Raw genomic sequence first — 20,349 nt, 5'->3', positions numbered from 1 at the left:
AAACACATTTGAATACCTCAAACTTCCCGGCGCTGTTGTTCACGGAAATGTTCAATGTGAAGACGTCGCGAACGCCAATGAATGGCGATATCGAGGAGGGTTAGACGAGCAGGAATACAACTTCGATGTGAATGATGCCGACCCGAACTTCGCTGGGGTGCGGCTTTTTGAAGGGACGGTAGCCTACCTAGAGAAGCACTTTTGGACCATCGTACTGTCACCGGATATTGCCGCGAAGTTTATTAACCTTCTGACCATCGTATATAGTGAATTGGCTGATGGCAGACCAGAGCGTATCACCTTCGAAATCATGGATCCCATCCTGCTTACCTTCCCGCACAGGAAGTGTAATACCGTTGATGAGCTCGACTTCTACCCCACTTTTTGTACCGACCATCCAAAATATGAAGAACGCATCAAGCAGTGGCCGAAAGCGCCATATGATAAAGATTTCCGTTCCGATGACTTGATTGGCTGGTTGGTTACTGCCGCACCGACACCAGTATTTAATTACTTCAAGCCTTATACCCAGCACATGAGCAAGTTCCCCATTACAAATAGCCACTTCAGACGTGTTCAGGGTTTTGAATCTGACAATCTCGATCAGGCCATGGCAGAAGGTCGCCTCTTTATCCTCGATTTTGCCGACTTCCATGATGAAACTGTCGCCAAACGCAATTTCGATAACTTCGGTGCCCGCCTACACGCAGGTATCTGTCTGTTTGCCATTCCTGCGAATGGTACTGGGTTGAAAACCATTGCTATTCAGCCAACACAAACCCCACAACCTGGCGGTTTTTGGAATGATATTGGCTGGTTCTTCCTGGGTGTATTCGGATATGGCGACCAGAAGCACCCGCCCTCAAAAATCATCACTGCGGGAGATAACTACTGGGCTTGGCAAATGGCCAAGAACTGCATCACGACTATGACATCAATGGCAGGCGTTATCGATCACCTCTCCACCCATGTTTACCTTGGTCCGATTCCTGTGGCGTATTTCCGTAACATCACGGAGTACCATCCATTGCGGCCATTACTGGATACCCACTTGATGGCCTTGGTCACCAATAACCATATCGGCATATTCGAAGAAGTTGGCACCAGCGGACTGCCAAATGGTGAAGGGTATGAGTATACCTATGGCAACCCATACAATGGCCTGCTAACCGGCGCAATTCAGAGATTGTCTGGTTTCAGCAGCACAACCTTTGTGAACGCCACGCTACGAAGAAAAAATCACTACCATTTCTTCGAGCACAGCACACCGATTGATCGCATGGCCGATCCTGTCCTTGCACAGCTTGATGAATACCCGCAGCACGACGACAACGGACTGGCTCCTATCATCAATGAATGGGTCGATGGATATCTTCGCCTTTACTACCACTCTGACCAAGACGTTAAAGACGATACGGAACTTCAGGGCTTCCTCTATGAAACAACACATTATGGCAATGTAAGAGGCTTCCCGGATCACGCCGATACTCTGGATGAGTTGATTGATATTGTGTCCCGCATTATTTACTGGATGTCAGTCAACCACGCATTTGGCAGCATGGTTTCCTTTATGAAGCTGAGTGCCTTGGGGGTTTACCGTGACCATCCAATCGACCCACACTTCGGTTATACGGAGCGTGATTGGCTGAATATCTGCCCTCCAATGAATGTTGGAGCGGGCTTGTTTATGTTCTCGCGTATCTTTACCGACTTACCTGAGGATTGGCATCGCTCTCTCGGCAAATATCCCAAAGGACAATTCAAGCACGACCCAAATGTTTATCCGCTGCTTGATGTATTCCAGCAACAACTGCAAGCACTGGATGATGAAATCCGCGAGAAGAACTCGCGCCGTCGTTGGGCATACGACTTGAGAATGCCATCCACTATTACTGTCAGCCCTTGGAATTAACAGGAGTCTTATCATGGATAAGTTTGACCCATCCCGACGGGATTCAATGCGCAAGATGATCATTGCTGGCGGTGCTTGCGTAGCTTTGTCGCAAGTGAATTTGTGGAACCAACCACAGAAAGTACTTACCGCGCCAAAAGTGGATGACAAAGAGATTAAAGCGGCGGGCGAAGAACTGGCGCTGACCACGCCAGAGCAAGACGTCTTCGCCGTGATTAAGAAGAACCTGATGCGATCCAAAAACGTTACCGATGAACAAATTGGCGACTTTTCTCGACGCATCGTTGCAGCAAGCCCAAAAGGTACGGATTTCAAACAGGTCTTTTCCGGTTTGCAGAATGAGTTTCATCTGATGGAGCATTTCATTCGATATATTCATACCTAAGCGACTACGCAACTAAACGAGTGCCTTTGCCAGGTTGTGGTAGCGACAACCTGGCCTTTTTTAATCAGCTCTCAAACCCAATTAATACATTTATCCCTGCGCGCTCTGTCGGATAGCGATCTGGCGTCGAATGACAAGCCGACACCCTCTCCGTTTTATAACATTTGAAAATAAGAACTGAAGCCTTCGTAACGTCAGTTGGCATCTTTAGAGGGGATAAAGACATTGGAAATAAGCAGCCATACAAATTTAATGCAAGCAGATCAGATGCGCAAAGGCATGATCATCAGCAAAACCTGTGCTGTCATCGCCAAAGGGAAAAGCCCTCAAACCACGCAGCCAGGATATTCGCTGCAATCTATGCGCCATGGCGAGCCTGTTAATGAAGACGCTATTCGTGCTAAAGCGAAACAATTAGGCCTTGATCAGCAAGAACAAGATCTTTTCGTGGTGATCAAGCGCAATCTGGTTCATTCGAAAAAAGTCAAAGACGGGCAAATCGCCGCCTTTGCAAAGCATGTTGTCCAATACTGTGATTCTGAAGCGGACATTTATAACGCGCTGAAAGGCATTGAACAGCAAATGGCAGTCATGGATCATTTCATTCGATACATTCACGTCTAACCTTCACGCTTTTCAGTCATTCCCTCACATCATCTAAAAGACATTTCAAGCAAGTAGTCTCATTGCACATTTAGGATAATTCAATGGCATGTGCAGACTACATGCTGAACCCTCTAACTTCCTACCATCTGAAGGATTCTTATAAAAATCACGGATTACTTCAGCCATGGAGGTTGTTATGGCAGCAAAGAAAACGACACATCTAACCCTCTCTACAACAGCATTACTCGTGCTATCAGCACTGAATATTAGCCACGCCAACGCAGCGGGCTATCAAATTGCATTTGACTCATCTGGCGGTCTTGGTCGTGCCTATGCCGGTGAAGCCGCCATCGGTGACAGCGCAGCGTCAATGGGACGAAACCCAGCCAGCATGACGCTCTTTGAACGTCCTGAGTTCTCCGGCTCAATGATTTACTTTGACGCAGAAATCGACGTGACAGGTCACTCTGCGGCACAGTCATCCTCAGACATTATTCCCTCCCAGTTTGTTCCTGCCAGTTATTATGTTCAGCCTCTTAATGAACAAATGGCCGTGGGATTAGGGCTGTACGCCAATTACGGATTGGGAACTGATTTAAAAGACGATTTCATTGCTGGAGATATCGGTGGAGACACAGAGCTATTCACCGTTAACATCAACCCTGCTATCGCCTATCAGGTCTCTCCGATGCTGAGTCTTGGCGCAGGTATTAGCCTGGTTTACGCCAGTGGCGAGGTAAACCGACATTATGGCGGGGGTGCTGGCAGTTTCGGTGTGCAGCCCTCAGACAAGATTTTAAGTTGGGATGGTGATGACTGGGCATTTGGCTGGAACGTGGGCGCGTTGTTGGCACTGGATGAGAAAAACCGTTTTGGCCTTTCTTACCGTGCAGGCGTTGATCTCAAGCTCGAAGGCACTTTCAACGATTTCAGCCCAGGTGTTGCCATTCCCGGTGGCGGTTCAACCACCGCCGTTTCTAATGTACCGCTACCGGCGATCGCGGAATTTTCGGGGTTCCACCAGCTAGATGACAAATGGGCAATTCACTATAGCGCGCTTTGGACGCAATGGAGTGAATACAAGGAATTCAGTGCTTCCAGTAGTGACTGCAGTATCAATGGAGGCATCTGTTTCTTGAAACCTGAAAAGTATGACGACAGCTGGCGCTGGGCGATTGGTGCAACCTATCAGCTCAACCCAGCCATTAAGCTGCGTGCAGGCTTTGCACTCGACGAGAAAGCCGGAGAAACAACCCTGAGCATTCCTGACCAAGATGCCTATTGGTATTCGACAGGTATGAATTACCAACTTGATACCAATTGGTCGTTTGATCTCGGTTTGGCTTACATGGACCGTTCAGATGAGTCTTTTACTGAAACCAGCTTATTCGCAGTAGACCATGACTATACGGCAAAAGGCTATTTGCTGATTGTTGGAGCACAAGCAAACTACCGTTTCTGACCAAAGAACGTAACCGTCCTTAAAACAGCCCGCCTCGCGGGCTTTTTTATGCGTTCAGAACGACAGGTAACAAGGAAAAAAAGCCGGTGCATCTAGCACCGGAAAAGACGAGAAAAAGTAAAGGACAGATTTAGGATTCAGTTCGAAGATCTTTACGGAGGATTTTACCAACGGCAGTTTTCGGAAGCTCGGATACCACAACGACTTGCTTCGGGACTTTGTAAGCCGTGAGGTTTTGACGACAAAAAGCCTCCAACGCTGACAGTTCCAGCGTCTCTTTTGCCGTGATAAAAGCTTTAACCGCCTCGCCAGTAGCTTCATCGGCTACCCCAATCACGGCGGCTTCCAATACATCGGGATGCGAGCAAAGCACTTGTTCCACTTCACTTGGGTAAACGTTAAAGCCGGAAACCAGCACCATATCTTTGAGCCGATCAACAATTTGAATACAGCCATCCTCGAGGATCACTCCCATGTCCCCAGTCTTAAAAAAACCATCCGCTGTTAAGACTTGTCCCGTTTCTTCCGGGTTATTCCAGTACCCTTTCATGACTTGTTCGCCTTTCAACACAATCTGGCCAACCTCGCCTTGCGGTAGAGCCCTGTCGTTCAAGTCCCAGATTTCCACGGCGGTATTGATTAAAGGCCTACCGACAGTGCCGTAATGTTCTGCCCCCGGTTGATTCAGACTGATCACCGGTGAGGTTTCTGACATGCCGTACCCTTCGGTGATGGTACAAGCTGTCACCTCTTCCCACGCTACGCGGGCAGCATCGATCAGTGCCGTTCCGCCAGAGAGCGTGATTTTGAGGTGCGAAAAGTCCAGAGCGCGAAATTCAGGATGCTGACATAAGCCGACAAACAAAGTGTTAATGCCAGCAAAACCCGTGAATTTATGCGGTTGGAGTTGGGCAACAAAAGTATCGAGATCTCTTGGGTTGGGGATCAAAATGTTGGTGTTGCCTTGAGAGAAAAACAGAATGAGGTTCACGGCAAATGCATAGATGTGATAAAGCGGCAACGGACAGACAAACAACTCTTCTCCCGGCACCACCACATCTTTCAAGCGTTCTTCCATTTGTGCCATGTTCGCCAGCACGGAAGCGTGAGTCAGGCATGCGCCTTTTGCTCTGCCAGTTGTCCCACCTGTGTACTGCAACATACTGAGCGCTTCAGCATCTATCGCAGGCGGTACAAAGGAAGCGGCTTCTCCCGCCAGGATCTCATCCAAATCTGCTTGAAGAATATCCCGCTCGCTTAGTGTCGAGGCTTTTCCTCCTCCTTTTGCATAAATCACGACATCAATGTCGGTGTGATCAATCACAGAGGCTAAAGGTGCAGAAAGAGGTGCAAAGATCACCAGCGCTTTCGCACCAGAGTCCGAAAACTGATGCTGCATCTCTCTCGGCGTATAAAGTGGATTGGTGTTTACAAGCACCAATCCGGCGCGCAAGGCTGCAAACGCAGCAATAGGAAAGTCGAGAATATTAGGGAGCTGAATTGCTATCCGATCGCCCGGCTTTAAGTTCGTATTGTTTTGAAGCCAGCCTGCAAACTGGCGGGATTTTTCCTCAACATCACGATAGCTCAGGCTTTGTGGTCCGCAATAGAAAGCCGTTTTGTCAGCGTATTTATCGCAGGCGCTTTCAATAAAAGTCGCCAATGTGATGCTGCTTTGTTGAATAACATTGGTCACGTTCATCATCCTTCTGTTTGGGTTCCTTGTTGTGTACGTTTTATCGTGACAGCGTCACGTCTCTACTCTCCAACAAAGAACTTGTAGAACAAGTGATGCATTTTTTTGCCGTACGGTGGGAAGAGCATATCGCTGAAAAACAATTTCCCGCGTACCAAAACCGATTTGCAGTGGGAGAACGTTCTGAAGCCTTCCACACCGTGGTAGCTGCCCATACCTGAATCTCCAACACCACCAAATGGCAAGTCATCGACAACCACATGGAATGCCGCGTCATTGATACAAACACCACCCGCGTGCGTTTCTCTCAAAAACCGACGCTGGAAGTCTTTGTCAAAACTCAGAACATACAACCCAAGTGGGCGTGCGTTGCTGTTAATAGCATCAATCACATCCTGGGTATCCTGATAACCAAGAATCGGTAAGATTGGGCCAAAGATTTCTTCCTGCATGACTTTCATAGATGCACTGGCACCCAACACCAATGTCAGAGGCATAAAGCAACCTTCCGGTTGGACATCAAGCTCACCAAGATGCACGACCTGAGCACCTTGTGCCTGTGCTTCCTCCAAATACCCCATCAAACGCTCGAACTGCTTGGGATTGATCACCCGGGTACGTTTGTCATTCCCCAGTGTTGAGGGGTACATGGATTCATAGCGACGGCGTATCTCCGCAACCAACTCATCCAATCTTTCATTCGGGCAATAAATGTAGTCTGGAGAAACGCAGGTTTGTCCTGCATTCATGGTTTTGCCATAGATAAAGCGTTTAACGGCTTCATTCAGGGGGATCTTGTCATCAATGATCACCGGCGATTTCCCGCCTAATTCAAGGGTCACTGGAACGAGTTTGTCGGCAGCGGCTAGCATCACATGCCTGCCAACCTGCGTTGAGCCAGTAAACAGCAGGTGATCAAAAGGCAATTCAGAGAAAGATTTGGCCACATTGGCATCCCCTTCCACCACATGCACTTTGTCGCGCGGAAAGACGCTGGCGAGCATGTCCACCAGCACCGCATTGGTCGCGGGGGTGTATTCCGACACTTTGATCATCGCGCGGTTTCCTGCCGCAATTGCGGCCACCAATGGTCCGATGGTCAGAAAGACCGGGTAGTTCCAAGGCGAAATGATCCCTACCACGCCCAAAGGCTGATAATGAATTTCTGCCTTGGCAGGCTGAAAGACAATGCCGACTTTGCGTTTTTGAGGTTTTATCCAGCGACGAAGATGCTTGATCGTGTAGTCAATCGAGGACAGAGAAGAAAAGATGTCGCCCAGCATACTCTCATCGTGACTTCGATAGCCGAAGTCTTGCTCCAACGCTCTCAGCAAATTTTCCTTTTCACGATGAATGGCAGATTTAAGTAATTTCAAATCCGCAACCCGGCTTTCGTAACTGGGGTATCTGTCTTTGTTAAAGGCGCGTTTTTGCACATAGAACAAGGTGTTGATGGTTTCTGCGCTCTTATTTTCAGAGCACTGGGCCGTTTCTTGTTCCATCATGACCGGCTCAGAAAGTTTCTCTGCGTTATTCATATTGTTCTCCCGACTGCAAGCCTCCTTTTTCTGAGATTTCCGATAGGTTTGGATATCAGAAGGATGCATAACTTCTTCGATACTGAGTACTCAATATGCGCCAACGACGGGAGAAGGCTTTGTTAATTTATGCCAAAGGCTTATCTGTATTTATCTTTAATATAAAAAAGGAGCGCCAAAATGGCGCCCCTGAGTGAAAATCTGTTTGTTGATTGATTAATGGCGACAGCTTTCTGCCAAGGTATTTGCCGAAAGATAACGGTGACGATATGCACCAGGTGCACACCCCTCCCAACGCCTGAATGCGCGATTGAAGTTAGCCACATTGGAAAATCCCACCAAGTAACCTATTTCACTGATACTCATGTGAGGTTGCTTGATGTAGTTCATCGTCAGCCTCTTACGCGTATTGTCGAGGATGTCTTTATAACAGGTTCCCTGATCATTCAGTTTGCGCTGAAGGTTTCTGAGGCTCAGTCCCAGCTGTTTTGCAACATCCGCCTGAGACGGTGCACCGAGCGGTAGTTCATCCACAATTCGGGTTTCAATCTGGAAGGTCAGATTGGTTTTATCTACCCGACACATGAATTTGTTCAGCATTTCGAGGTGCATTTCGTTGATAGCAGGATTACTGCCAATCGACTGGGCTCGAGCAATTTCCGCATCCATCACAACCGCATTGCGATCGCAGCCATATTCAATGGGACAATCGAAAAACGCTGCCGCCACTTCGCAATCCGTGCTTGGACGCTCGAAGTTAAATTGGATTTTGATTGGATTGAAGTCACGACCAACAATGTCGCGGGATAATTGCACCAGCGTTGCCTGAAACGCTTCGATCATATGAGGCGTAAGCACCTGACGGCCGCTGTCTGCGTAGCGATAGACTTCCAGATCTGACACGAAGTCGACACCCCTTTCCTCATAGGCGTACATGTTGCAGCAGTTGGAAACCACACGTTTATATTGGGCGACGCGTTCCAACGCTTCTTGAAGGCTGTATGCAGATTGCACTGCATAGCCAAGTGCATGAAGCACGGAGGGATGAAAGCTTCGCGCCACTTCGATATTAAAAGCGCGACCACCTACTTTGCTGTTGCAGTAAGCGAAGAGATTGCCAAGGCTTTGCACGCAGACTCTTCCTTCAGGATCGTTCACTTCAGAAGGAGAAATGCCAAACCTTTCTAAGGTTTTGATCGGATCGATATCATGGCTTTTCATCGCCCGGGTAATAGGGATAAGCCATCCACTCAATGTTGAATAATATGCGTTCATACTAGTCACTTCCTTGAAATACCGGGCCGCAAGCACTGAATCTGCAGCTAGGTATACACCCCATCAATGTTGCAACCATGTTGCATTAAGTAACGATAGTGTGAGTGGCAAAGATATAAATGACCATATTCAAGTTTTGATGGATTTAATGGTTTAAACAGGTGTTCATCCAATTAATGAAACGTGATTCTTAATATTGACTTATTCGACCAAAGCGAACGTTTTATGAAATCTAACTACTATTGGAAAGAATAAAGCCAGCGAGTGCTGGCTTCGTATAGGTATGCCCAAACGACCTGAAGATGCTCGCATTCAGGTTGTTTGAGTATAAGCATTTAAAAATCTATCGGAGGCTGCTTTCGCATCTCTTCCAACGAGCTTCCCATCCTTATAGGGTCAGAAAGAGACTCATGCTCGTAGACACTTTCCGTAAACTCCAAAGCGTCATAAAAAGCCCAGCCCTGTTGCGATAATTCATTCGCAATTTCCAATTTGTTCTTTCCTCCGTGATGCATGTCGACCACTTCGGCAAAGGTGTCCTTCTCACTCATGGTAGCTCCTCTCAGGCAAAGGAAACACCTCATTACCCTAGTGAGAGATCCTCACCAAAGTTGTATCAAAATCCTGACTGACTCACGCAATTCATCTGCCTGTAAAACTTGGCAACATCATCACCACAAAAACCAATCAATTTCACCTCAGGCAACTTTTCTGCCTTCTCAGCTAGATAGCGTTAAGCAATCGCTCTCTTTTATGTAAATGGTCGAAATTGTTTCAATAAGTGGACATTTGTGATTGTCATCGCATGGCCGTATTAAAGAGATCGTACACTTAACTGGACTTTTTTGAACCACGTCGAGGAATTAAGTATGTACGACATCAATATCAAGCCATCTTCCCTTCATACCAACCTTCAGCAAACCATCATTGCGTTGAGCAATGCACAAGCAACTGAGAGTAATAAGCAGGCTTTCATGCAGTCCGTTGAAGAATATATGTATGAAAATCATTACTTTGACCTGTTCGAAAAAATCGTTTCGTATCGCGTAAATGAAATCCATCAAATGCAGGATCAAGATGCACCCCGTGGCAACCTCTACACCACGCTGACATCGCCGCTGGCACAAACGATTACCGGTGTGAAGCCCATTAACAATCTTCCATCCTTGTTCTTGTATATCGAGCGCACAGCTATTGCTTTCTATGGTGATATTCTGATGTGTTGGGCAGAGTTTAAAGCGTTTCAAATCAACCAGCAGGCCAAACGCCATCTGCAAGCACACTATGATGAGCAATGTCCGCCAAGCGGTTCTGAGGAAAATGTGAGCGAAATGTACCGCTACGAAGTGGTGGAAGACATCCGGAACGATGAGAGATTGTTCTTAACCAGTCATTCTCTGTATCCGATGACGCTTTCTCTTGCCAACGTCCTCATCAACCTTGAAACCTTTGTGAAGCAACAGCATTGGTACGAGATGCTTTACTACCTGGATATTTCTGCGTCCGGTGAGCACTTCATCCTGTACCAAGATATTGGTGGCCAGGCTCCGTTGCTTCTCTCTTCTGCGCTTATTCAGCGTTATGAGCAACATGACAACTGGTTGACGTTTGACCCCTTCTTCCAAACAGACAGTTGGACTCTCACCTTATCAAATGAGAAAATTAGCACATTAGAACAGTCCGGCATTTTCTCTAACCGACTGAAAAGTAAATTAAATATGCAATCTGTTGAAAAGTTTGATTATTCCCTTTTGCGAGCTGTCACACAAAAGCAAGCTGTCTGTGAAATAATCAGAATGGCCATCAGCGGACCACGCGAGAAGTTGAACCATGTCCTTTACCTGACACTCAAATACTTGACGTTGAAACTGGCTGATATTGGCCTTGAGGTGGCTTACACCATCGTCGAACAACCTTCTATCCTCGGGTTCTACCAATCAGTGAATAACGACAGTAAAAACATTCTGCCTTACGTCGCGCTTTGCCAACAGCAAGTCGCGGGTACAGCGTTAACCACTTATCAAGGTGTCGTTTTCACAGGCCCAATGAGTCAGGCATTCGAAGAAAACAGCTTCAGAGATTACAACAAGAGAATTATTTCAATGCGAAAACTCGCGAGAGCCTCTGCCAATGCATGATTTTATCGGGGCTATCTCCAGTAACTATATAGCGATATTCCTTGTCGCTATCGCCAGTATTGTCGCGATTTGGGCCACCAATTTCGCACGGGCGCTGGCAAAAAACAGGTCGGGGATCACCCGACCTTTGTATCGCCCATACACCCTTTATACCGCCTTCATTTCGGCGTGGATTCTGTCGAACGCCTACTTCCAGTCTGGCCTTTTGGTGTACTTTGGGGAGCCCGGTGCAACTCTCATGGCACTGGCGGCAAACCTGTTTTCGGGATTAGCTTTTGCTTTTGCTTACCTTTTTTCCTGCCGATTAGTGTCGGAACATGAAGGGTTTCAAATAAAACGCTGGCACTGGTGGTTTTTCCTCACCACCTGCGCAATCACCTTGATCACCAATTTAGTGCCTGGACTGAATGTCGTTTCCGTAGACGTATATGACATCGGCAACTTCGTCATACACTTTGGACCGACAAGTGGCGTATTTTTCGGGATTCTGATCCTGCTGATCATCATGACCCTGACCAACTTCGTCTATTCCAGCCGAAGCAAAATCAAACTGCAGCAGATCAAGGCAAAGTACATGGTGTTGGGGATGGTCGCCTTTATCGTCTCGACGTTTATGGCGCATTTCCTTATTCCTGTGGTATTCAACGATTTCTCGGTCGTCTGGGTGCCGCCTGCCCTGTCCATCATTGAAGCTCTGCTGGTTGGTTATGCCTTGTTGCACAACCGCTTTTACAGCAGCCGTTATATCGCGATGATCATCGTCAGCTTCCTGATTAACGCGTCGCTGTATATCGTGCCTATATCGCTATTGACGGCCCGTCACTTCCCGATGGAAAGCGTCATCTTTGTGGCTTGGACAGTACTGGCCGGTATGTTCTGGAACCGCTCACACAAGTACATTCGCGGAAAAGTGAACCGCCTCTTCTATAAAGAGAAAGGCAACCCGGTTGAAAACATCTGTAACCTGATTGGGGAGTTCCGCTATTCCACCGATGATGCCGTGGTTCAGCTTAACGAAGTGTTGAATGCCAAATTTGGCCGAATTCAAAAGGTCGACAACAACGCAGACAACAATGTATTCCTCTCCTGTTTCCATGGCGACCGCTCAGTGCTGGTGAAAGAAGAGCTGGAGTATGAAATCAAGCATGAGGAGCCTGAGGTACAGGAGGAGTTGCTTGATGTCACCCGGGCAATGGTCAATGCAGGGACTTCTCTGGTGCTTCCCATTACGAACGAGAAGAAAGAGGTTACGCACCTTTATATGGTGTCAAAAGACAACGACCTTTTCTCCAGTGAAGAAATCATGGGATTACAACGGCTTTTCGATGAAGCTAACCGCTTTATCGTGACCGAAGACAAAGTGCGAAAATCGCAGGTATTAGCAGGTTCTATCGCCCATGAAATCCGCAATCCACTCACGAAAATTAAATACCATTTCGAGAGAATCGATGCGGACATGTTTGGTGTCGAAAATGGCTCGCTTGCGCCTTTTGCTTCTCAGGAAATGCAGAAGCTCTATCAAGAATTGTCAGAAGGTAAAAAAGCCGTTCAACTCGGCACCCGTTTTATCGATGCCATTCTGGATGAGCTTCGCGGAGACGGCATCAGCACCAGCTTATTCGCTTATTACTCTGCGGCAGATTTGACAACACAAGCGATCAAGGATTTCAGTTTCTACAGTGAAGACCACAGAAGCCGGATTGACCTGAATGTGCAGGATGACTTCTTCTTCCACGGCAGCGATACCCTCTACAGCTTTGTGCTCTTAAACCTGCTAAAAAATGCGGTGTACTACTTCGACTCTCATCCGGAAAGTCGCATCAGAATTCACTTTGCGCATTCGAAAGGCGGGAATTCAGTGCATGTTGTCGATACCGGACCCGGGATCCCGGTAGCGCAGCTTTCGCATATCTTTGATGAGTTCTACACCAGCGGTAAACAGCAAGGCAATGGCCTTGGCCTGTCTTACTGCAAACGGGTAATGGAGTCCTTTGGCGGCACAATACGCTGCGACTCTGTTGAAGGTGAATACACCGAATTTGTCTTAACCTTCCCTTCTGTTGACCAACAAGAGCAGGATGAAGAAACCCAAAGCCGCATCAAACAGTTTGCTGCCGCCAAGTCATGTCTGGTTGTTGCCCAACCTGAGGCTGGCAGTTGGCTTTCTAAGGAATTCGGCGCGTTAGACATCAACGTCTGTTTTGCTCATGATATCGAGACAGGATTCACCCACGAGCTTAACCAGCCTGTCGATTTCATTGTGCTGGAGCGCGCTATGCTGGAACAGGACATGGCATTGGTGAAAGCGCTGCGCGCCGGTGATTTGGGTCACCATGCTCAGGTAACTCCTGTGCTGGTATTCGATACCAACGCCCAAACCGTGCCTTCTACCTTCTCGGAGCATCTGGTGCAGGGTGAGCTTGAAGGTGTGTTCAACAAGCTCCAGTTTCTTCGCTCCTTTGACAACCTGATTGACGAAGGCAAGCTGGCAAAACTCGGCAGTCTAATTGGGAAACGGGTTCTGGTTGTGGACGACATGCAGGTCAACCGCATGCTGGTGAAAGCCTACCTCACCAGCGAAGGCATTGAAGTCGAAGAAGCCGCTTCAGGCGACGAATCCATTCAGAAGGTGAAAACAGAACATTTCGATTTGATCCTGATGGACATTCACATGCCGGGTCGAAACGGTATTGAAGCCACCCATGAAATTCGCCGTTTGGTTGGGCCAATCCCAGTGGTTGCCCTGTCTGGCGAATACAGCGAAGAAGTGACGCTCGCCATCCGAGAGGTGATGCAAGATCACTTGGTGAAACCCATTACCAAACAGCAGTTATTAAGAACGCTGACAAAGTGGCTGGTGCATGGGTTTGCCAGCCATGAAACCATCAGCAACGTACCGGACATTAAGCATTAAGCGCTATTTGCTAGTCGCGTAAAGCAGTACGTTCTCCAAAAACAAGAAAAGGCCATAAAGGCCTTTTCTTTTTATGTACCAGATGAAATCGCTATCCCTGATAGCCCATCAACCTTGGCATACTTAGGATCAAGTCTGGGAACAAGATCATAATGAACAGTGCTGCCAGCAGAACGAAGATGAACGGAATCACTTGCTTGATAATGCCCGCCAACGGAATCTTAGTGGTGCCGTTTATCACGAACAGCAAGACCCCATAAGGTGGTGTAATCAGGCCAATCATCAAGTTCACGATGGTCACCACACCGAAGTGAACAAGGTCGATACCCAATTCACGACAGGCAGGTACAAAGAGTGGCACGATAACCAGAATCACGGTGGTAGCATCCAGCAGGAAGCCAAGACCGAGATAAATCAGGTTAACAATCAGCAAGAACTGCAGCGGTGACAAGTCTGCCGCCGTAATCATTTCTGCAATCGCGGTCGGAACATTCTCTGTCGCTACGATGTAGTTGAAGATCAGTGCAGAACCGATAACCAGACCGACAGATGCCGACGAGTACGCGCTTTCTTTCAGCGCCATGTACAGTTGCTTGAAGCTGATTGAACGGTACGCGACTGCCAGAATCAAGGCATAGGCTGCCGCCACTGCCGCCGCTTCGGTTGGCGTAGTGATACCACCGTAAATACCGAACAGCAGGATCGCTGGCATCATCAAGGTTGGCAGCGCGCGGAATGTGATGCGTGGGATATCCTTCATCGGCGTGCGTGGCTCTTTCGGGATATCCATCTTGGTCGCCATATAGGCGTTCAGGCCCATCAGAACCACACCCATCAGAAGACCCGGTACCAAACCTGCGATAAAGAGGTAACCGACAGAGGTATCAGACACCAAGGCGTATATGACCATCGGAATCGAAGGCGGAATGATCGGACCAATTGTCGCTGAGGCGGCAGTAATCGCTGCTGCATAAGACGGCGGATAGCGACCATCTTTGGTCATCATGTTAATGATAACGCGGCCTACGCCCGCGGCGTCAGCTACCGCAGAACCCGACATACCCGAGAAGATCAGACTGGAAACGATGTTAACGTGTCCTAAGCCGCCACGAAAATGGCCAACCATTGCGACACAAAACTGGAGTAGTCTGTCCGTGATACTGCCTGCGTTCATAATGTTCGCCGCAGCAATAAAAAGAGGCACAGCCAACAGAATAAAGCTGTTGTAGAACCCCTGAATAATTTGTTCGCCTGCCAGCGCCAAGTCCTGACCACTGACTGCCAAGTAAACAATGGCACCAATAATCATAGAGAAAGATACTGGCGTACCGAAAGCCGCCAGCAACAGCACTGTCACCAGACATAGTGTTAAAGCTAAACTCATTCTTCCACCTGCTCATCCTTGTCTTCTTGCACTTTGTAGTTCGGATTCAGGAATTGAATCAGTGCAAGGCCGTAGCGGAGAATAATCGCGCCAAGGAAAATCCCGTAAATACTGAATACATAATCGAGGCGCCATTTCAAAATCGCGCTTTTCTTGATTTTGTAGAACGTGATGTAGTCCCACGTCGGCAAAAAGCTCATCCCGAAACCGATGATGATGCCCAATGCAGACAAGATCAGAAAAATACGTTGTACCTTCCCAGGCACACTTAAAAAGAGAAGATCAAAGCGAATGTGATCTTTATGACGCAGACAAAACGCGCCAGCCCAGAAGATCACCCACAGCCAAAGTGTCAGAAGCACTTCTGACGACCAGCCAATCGGATCATTCAAGACGTAGCGGGAAAATATTTGCGCACAAAAGAGAAGGAACATTACCGCCAACATGGTGACTGCAACGCCATCTGCTATTCGCTGTAACCAGTGCAGAATCGTTTTCACAACATGACTCCCTAGTTGTTGTGCTTATCGGCAATCAAACTAAAGCGCTGGATGCTTAGTTCAGGAAACACCAAATCGACCTTGGTATTCCCCCGCCCTAATCCATGGCGACAGCCTTCCCTGTCCCAGAGTCCTTCCATACTTCACTCCTTGTTGTCAGAGATTTACTCTCTTTTTTGTATAGAGCATTCGCCCTTATTGAACTGTCATTAGCCTAGACGATGTAATTGCCCATTTGTTACCCGATTGTGTCTCATTTGTTAAAACGTCACCTATTTTTCAAATTAGGGGATATTTTTAGATTTATAGCCTATTCACACAAACGAGACAGATGCAGAGAAGTTTAGGGAGTAAAACTGAAAAGGCGTCGTGATGGACACGACGTGATTTTCTCTCTAGAGCTCAGTTTCATTGAGGCATAGATAAATGACGCTGTACGAAACACTTCGCACGGATTTGTTGAAAGGTGAGTTTGAGCCGGGAAGCCGGCTCAGAATGGAATCGCTGAAAGAACGCTATGGCAGTGGTGTGAATCTTTTGCGCGAAAGCCTGACAAGACTCTCCTCTGAAGGCTTGGTGATTGCAGAAGGCCAGAAAGGCTTTCATGTCGCAAGCTTTTCAATCCAGAAGATGGAAGAGCTCACCCGACTTCGCATTCTTCTTGAAACAGATGGCGCCCGCGCATCCTTTGCAAACGGCGATATGGAATGGGAAAGCAACCTGGTTGCTGCCCACCATAAACTCGAACACGTCGAGAGCAAAATGCGCGAAAACATCGATGAGTATTTCATGATGTGGCACCGGTGCGATTACGAATTTCATGCAGCTTTGATTGGCGCATGCCAGTCAGAATTACACATGCACTACCACAGACAGGTCTACGATCAATTTAGGCAGTTTGTCGTCATGGAACTGCGTACCGAAGGTTTCCGCGGAAAGTATGTGGTGGATGAGCACCAGACAGTGTTAGACGCCGCGCTGAATCGCGATCTTTCTGCTTGTGTGAATGCGTTAGAAGCCCATCTAGGTGGATTTCTAACACGAATGAGAGAAACAAGTACCCAATAACGGCAGACTCACCCTGCCGCACATAACAAAGACAAAATCATAACAAGGAAGTTAGAACTCAATGGAGAAGCCTAGAATTGCCGTGGTTGGCGCTGGATTAATCGGCAAAAACCACATCCGACTCGTTTCTGAAAGCAAAGCATGTGATTTGGCAGCGATTGTCGATCCTTTTGAGGCCAGCAAGGCACTGGCAAACGAGTATGGCGTGCCTCACTTTGAAAACCTGATAGAGCTGCTCGAATCAGGCATCGCAGACGGTGTCATTCTCGCCACACCTAATAACCTGCATGTCCAACAAGCCAAGCTCTGTATTGAATATCGTGTGCCGGCTCTGATTGAGAAGCCAGTGTCTCACACCGTTGAAGAAGCTAACTCATTACTCGACATCGCCACCAAAGAACCAGGCATCTGGGACACCTTGCTGGTCGGCCACCACCGTATGCATAGCCCTATTATCAAACGTACCCGTGAAATCATTGAAACGGGCGCGATTGGTCAGGTGGTGGCTGCTCATGGTAGCGCCATGTTCTACAAACCTGACGATTACTTTGTAGCAGCGCCATGGCGCACCAAAGAAGGTGGCGGCCCAATTCTGATAAACCTTATTCATGACATCGGCAATCTACGCTATCTATGCGGCGAAATTGTCGCTGTGCAGTCTATGGCATCTAACCGCAGACGTAAGTTCGAGGTTGAAGATACCGTTTCTATCAACCTCAGCTTTGCCAACGGTGCACTCGGTACTTTCCTACTTTCAGACACCGCAGGTTCTGGTCAAAGCTGGGAGCAAACCTCACAGGAAAACAAAGCCTACGCGAGCTATCCCGATGAAGATTGTTACCACATCGCTGGTACCAGTGGTTCGATTTCAGTGCCAACGATGCGCCTTAAGTACTACCAAAACGAAGAAGACCGCTCATGGTGGAAACCTTTCGAATGTGAAAACGTATCGCTCGAACGTAAAGATCCACTGATTGAACAGCTTAATCACTTCTGTCGCGTGATCCGTAAAGAAGAAAAACCATTGGTCACGGTACGAGACGGCCTGCAAAACCTTCGCGTGACAGAAGCCGTGGTTGAGGCTGTGAAGACTGGTCGCACCGTTTACATCGATGACATCGCGTAGGAGGGCTCGAAATGAAATCCATTCTGGTCATGAACGGCCCTAACCTGAACATGCTTGGCCAACGCGAACCTGGTCTGTATGGACACAGTACATTGGCGGATGTCGAACAGCTTTGCCGAGATACTGGCGCTAAACATGATGTCACCGTCGAGTGCTTCCAGAGCAACCATGAAGGCGAACTGATTGAAGCACTGCACAATGCTGGCCGCGCAGTAAAAGCAGGGAAAATGATCGGCGTAGTGTTCAACGCTGGCGCTTACACGCATACCTCTATCGCCCTTTATGACGCGATTAAAGCAGCTGAAGTCCCTGTGATTGAGCTTCATATTTCCAATGTGCATGCTCGTGAATCGTTTCGCCATCACTCCTACCTTTCACCTGTCGCAGTCGGTGTGATTGTTGGGTTTGGAGTTCAAGGTTACGCACTGGCCATTGAGGGACTTATTGTTAAACGGGGAGCGCAGTCATGATTTACTCCATAGCAACCATTTGCCTTTCGGGTACATTCCGCCAAAAGATTGAAGCGATTGCCAAAGCAGGCTTTCGTGGCGTCGAAATATTTGAGAGCGATTTAATCACTCACAACGGTTCGGTTCACGAAATCCGAAGCATGTTAGACGATCACGGTCTTGAGGTTGTGACCTATCAACCCTTCCGCGATTTCGAAGGCCTCCCTTCCCCTTACCGGGAGAAAGCGTTTGATCGCGCGGAAAGAAAGTTTGATCTGATGGAAGAGCTGGGCACCGATTTGTTGATGGTCTGCAGCAGCGTGTCGCCGCAAGCTTTGGGCGGCATTCAACGCGCAGCAGATGATTTCCATGAGCTTGGCGAGCGCGCAGCCAAACGCAACATGCGGGTTGCCTATGAAGCCTTGGGATGGGGTAAATACGTTTATGATTATCGCGACTCATGGGAAATTGTGCGTCGCGCCAATCACAAAAATGTCGGGCTGTGTCTCGACACTTTCCACATTTTTTCTCGCCAGACCGAGCTGGATACCATGCTCAACATTCCCGGCGACAGAATTTTCCTCGTACAGGTTGCCGATGCCCCTAGCCTTTCGATGGATCATCTCAGTTGGAGCCGACACTACCGCTGCTTCCCTGGACAGGGCGATCTTCCTATTGGTCAGTTTGTGTCTAACCTTCACGCGACGGGTTACGACGGGCCTTTCTCTCTGGAGATTTTCAACGATCAATTCCGTGCAGGCTCGACGGAAAAAACTGCCCGTGACGGCTACCGTTCACTGGTTTACGCCAACCGCGCGGCAGAAAAATCCGCTGATACGGAAGCGCTTGAAATTCCGAGTGTCAACCCGCCCAGCGAAGTACAGTTTATTGAATTCGCCGTAAGCGACAATGAAAAGCTCGCCCTGACCAAGCTGCTGTCTCAGCTTGGTTTTTGCCACGCTGCCACCCACAAACATAAAGATGTGGAGTTGTGGAAACAGGGGAACATCCATCTGGTGATGAATATGGAGCCAGACAGCTTCGCCCAAAACTTCCACCAGCAGCATGGCGTCTCCGTTTGTGCTGTGGGTTTAACCTGTACCAATGTGGGCGATATGGTGGAGAGAGCCAAGAAGCTTGAGTTCTCGCCGGTTTACGGAAACCTTGAAAATGACACGCATGGTATTCCTGCCATCTATGGCCCGGGTCAAAGCCTCCTTTACATGGTGGATGACGCTGACCAGCCTCCTCATTGGGAGCGCGAATTCAAATGGCATGAAGACGCCACTCAGCACGCTTTCCTCAACAAAGTTGACCACGTAGCCACCACCATGAGTTATGAAGAAATGCTTCACTCGGTGCTGCTCTATCGTGCAATGTTCAGTATGAAAACCATGCCAACCGTCAGCGTTTCAGACCCTGGTGGCTTGGTGAAAAGTCAGGCCCTGCAAACGCCTGATAAAGGGGTAAGTTTCACGCTTAACAGTACCCAAGCTTCGCGTACCGTATCCAGCCGAATTCTTGATCAATACGCGGGTACCGGCGTTAATCACATCGCTCTTTCAACCAAGGATATTTTTGCCACCGCAGAATTTATGGCCAAACAACAGACTGAGACGATGCCCGTCACCGCCAATTATTATGATGATTTGGCCGCCCGGTTTACCCTTTCTGATGAAGTGATTGAAAAGCTCAAACGCTACAACATTCTTTACGATGAAGACGAGAATGGCAGCTTCTACCAGCTCTACACCTCTATGTTTGCAGGCAGGTTCTGTTTCGAAATCGTTCAGAGAAATGGGTATCAAGGATTTGGCGCTGCAAACAGTCAGATGAGATTGACCATGCAGGCAAGGGAATTGAGCAGCTAACCTAACCACTCAAAGCCATCACCAA

The 20,349-nt window shown here is 48.1% G+C and carries 17 protein-coding genes; 10 read left to right on the top strand and 7 right to left on the bottom strand.

The window, feature by feature from the left end:
- The 4 genes from G5S52_RS07060 to G5S52_RS07045 all read left to right on the top strand — a co-directional run.
- Positions 1–1,912 (top strand): lipoxygenase family protein (locus tag G5S52_RS07060; RefSeq protein WP_165012403.1); only part of this gene is annotated, 1,912 nt, incomplete at its 5' end.
- A gap of 13 nt (positions 1,913–1,925) precedes the next feature.
- Complete coding sequence (locus G5S52_RS07055; RefSeq protein ID WP_165012402.1) at positions 1,926–2,297, top strand: hypothetical protein; 372 nt, start codon at positions 1,926–1,928, stop codon at positions 2,295–2,297.
- A gap of 252 nt (positions 2,298–2,549) precedes the next feature.
- Positions 2,550–2,921: a hypothetical protein gene (locus G5S52_RS07050; RefSeq protein ID WP_205743799.1), complete on the top strand. Its 372-nt coding sequence runs from the start codon at positions 2,550–2,552 to the stop codon at positions 2,919–2,921.
- 178 nt (positions 2,922–3,099) lie between these two features.
- Entirely contained in the window at positions 3,100–4,365 is a 1,266-nt protein-coding gene (locus G5S52_RS07045) for an outer membrane protein transport protein (RefSeq protein WP_165012400.1), read from the top strand.
- Positions 4,366–4,495: 130 nt separating this feature from the next.
- Here G5S52_RS07045 and G5S52_RS07040 read toward each other — a convergent pair whose 3' ends face one another.
- The 4 genes from G5S52_RS07040 to G5S52_RS07025 form a co-directional block, all read right to left on the bottom strand.
- Positions 4,496–6,070: an AMP-binding protein gene (locus G5S52_RS07040; RefSeq protein WP_165012399.1), complete on the bottom strand. Its 1,575-nt coding sequence runs from the start codon at positions 6,068–6,070 to the stop codon at positions 4,496–4,498.
- A 53-nt stretch (positions 6,071–6,123) separates the two neighbouring features.
- The gene (locus tag G5S52_RS07035) at positions 6,124–7,599 is read right to left on the bottom strand and encodes a coniferyl aldehyde dehydrogenase (protein WP_165012398.1); all 1,476 of its coding nucleotides are present in this window, start codon (positions 7,597–7,599) and stop codon (positions 6,124–6,126) included.
- A gap of 216 nt (positions 7,600–7,815) precedes the next feature.
- On the bottom strand, positions 7,816–8,874 hold the full coding sequence (locus G5S52_RS07030; protein WP_165012397.1) for an AraC family transcriptional regulator: 1,059 nt from the start codon (positions 8,872–8,874) through the stop codon (positions 7,816–7,818).
- Positions 8,875–9,209: 335 nt separating this feature from the next.
- Complete coding sequence (locus G5S52_RS07025) at positions 9,210–9,425, bottom strand: hypothetical protein (protein ID WP_002541905.1); 216 nt, start codon at positions 9,423–9,425, stop codon at positions 9,210–9,212.
- A gap of 318 nt (positions 9,426–9,743) precedes the next feature.
- On the opposite strand from G5S52_RS07025, the gene G5S52_RS07020 reads away from it, so the two are divergent.
- On the top strand, positions 9,744–11,012 hold the full coding sequence (locus G5S52_RS07020; RefSeq protein WP_165012396.1) for an acyl-homoserine-lactone synthase: 1,269 nt from the start codon (positions 9,744–9,746) through the stop codon (positions 11,010–11,012).
- A complete protein-coding gene (locus tag G5S52_RS07015; RefSeq protein WP_165012395.1) occupies positions 11,005–13,926 on the top strand; it encodes an ATP-binding response regulator in 2,922 nt (973 codons plus the stop codon). The genes G5S52_RS07020 and G5S52_RS07015 overlap by 8 nt, the downstream gene beginning before the upstream one ends.
- A gap of 91 nt (positions 13,927–14,017) precedes the next feature.
- Here the strand turns inward: G5S52_RS07015 and G5S52_RS07010 are convergent, their stop codons facing one another.
- Genes G5S52_RS07010 through G5S52_RS24180 form a run of 3 tightly spaced genes read right to left on the bottom strand, consistent with a single transcriptional unit; the run spans position 14,018 to position 15,950 of the window.
- On the bottom strand, positions 14,018–15,310 hold the full coding sequence (locus tag G5S52_RS07010; protein WP_062661292.1) for a TRAP transporter large permease: 1,293 nt from the start codon (positions 15,308–15,310) through the stop codon (positions 14,018–14,020).
- Positions 15,307–15,810 carry a TRAP transporter small permease gene (locus G5S52_RS07005; protein WP_046306845.1) on the bottom strand — a complete coding sequence of 168 codons (504 nt, stop codon included), beginning with the start codon at positions 15,808–15,810 and terminating at the stop codon, positions 15,307–15,309. The genes G5S52_RS07010 and G5S52_RS07005 overlap by 4 nt, the downstream gene beginning before the upstream one ends.
- 11 nt (positions 15,811–15,821) lie before the next feature.
- Positions 15,822–15,950, bottom strand: coding sequence for a hypothetical protein (locus G5S52_RS24180; RefSeq protein WP_268895510.1), 129 nt, complete (start codon positions 15,948–15,950; stop codon positions 15,822–15,824).
- A gap of 286 nt (positions 15,951–16,236) precedes the next feature.
- On the opposite strand from G5S52_RS24180, the gene G5S52_RS07000 reads away from it, so the two are divergent.
- The 4 genes from G5S52_RS07000 to G5S52_RS06985 all read left to right on the top strand — a co-directional run bounded on the left by G5S52_RS07000 (position 16,237) and on the right by G5S52_RS06985 (position 20,324).
- The gene (locus tag G5S52_RS07000; RefSeq protein ID WP_165012394.1) at positions 16,237–16,878 is read left to right on the top strand and encodes a GntR family transcriptional regulator; all 642 of its coding nucleotides are present in this window, start codon (positions 16,237–16,239) and stop codon (positions 16,876–16,878) included.
- 61 nt (positions 16,879–16,939) lie between these two features.
- A complete protein-coding gene (locus G5S52_RS06995; protein WP_165012393.1) occupies positions 16,940–18,004 on the top strand; it encodes a Gfo/Idh/MocA family protein in 1,065 nt (354 codons plus the stop codon).
- 11 nt (positions 18,005–18,015) lie between these two features.
- Positions 18,016–18,474 (top strand): type II 3-dehydroquinate dehydratase, encoded by a 459-nt coding sequence (gene aroQ, locus G5S52_RS06990; RefSeq protein WP_165012392.1) that lies wholly within the window; start codon positions 18,016–18,018, stop codon positions 18,472–18,474.
- Positions 18,471–20,324 carry a bifunctional sugar phosphate isomerase/epimerase/4-hydroxyphenylpyruvate dioxygenase family protein gene (locus G5S52_RS06985; protein WP_165012391.1) on the top strand — a complete coding sequence of 618 codons (1,854 nt, stop codon included), beginning with the start codon at positions 18,471–18,473 and terminating at the stop codon, positions 20,322–20,324. Before aroQ ends, G5S52_RS06985 begins: the two co-directional genes overlap by 4 nt.
- The last annotated feature ends 25 nt before the right edge of the window (positions 20,325–20,349 follow it).

This window comes from Grimontia sedimenti, from assembly GCF_011045095.1.
GTDB classification, from domain to species: domain Bacteria; phylum Pseudomonadota; class Gammaproteobacteria; order Enterobacterales; family Vibrionaceae; genus Enterovibrio; species Enterovibrio sedimenti.
Note: the sequence above shows the minus strand (reverse complement) of the source record. Positions and strands in the feature narration are given on the sequence as shown.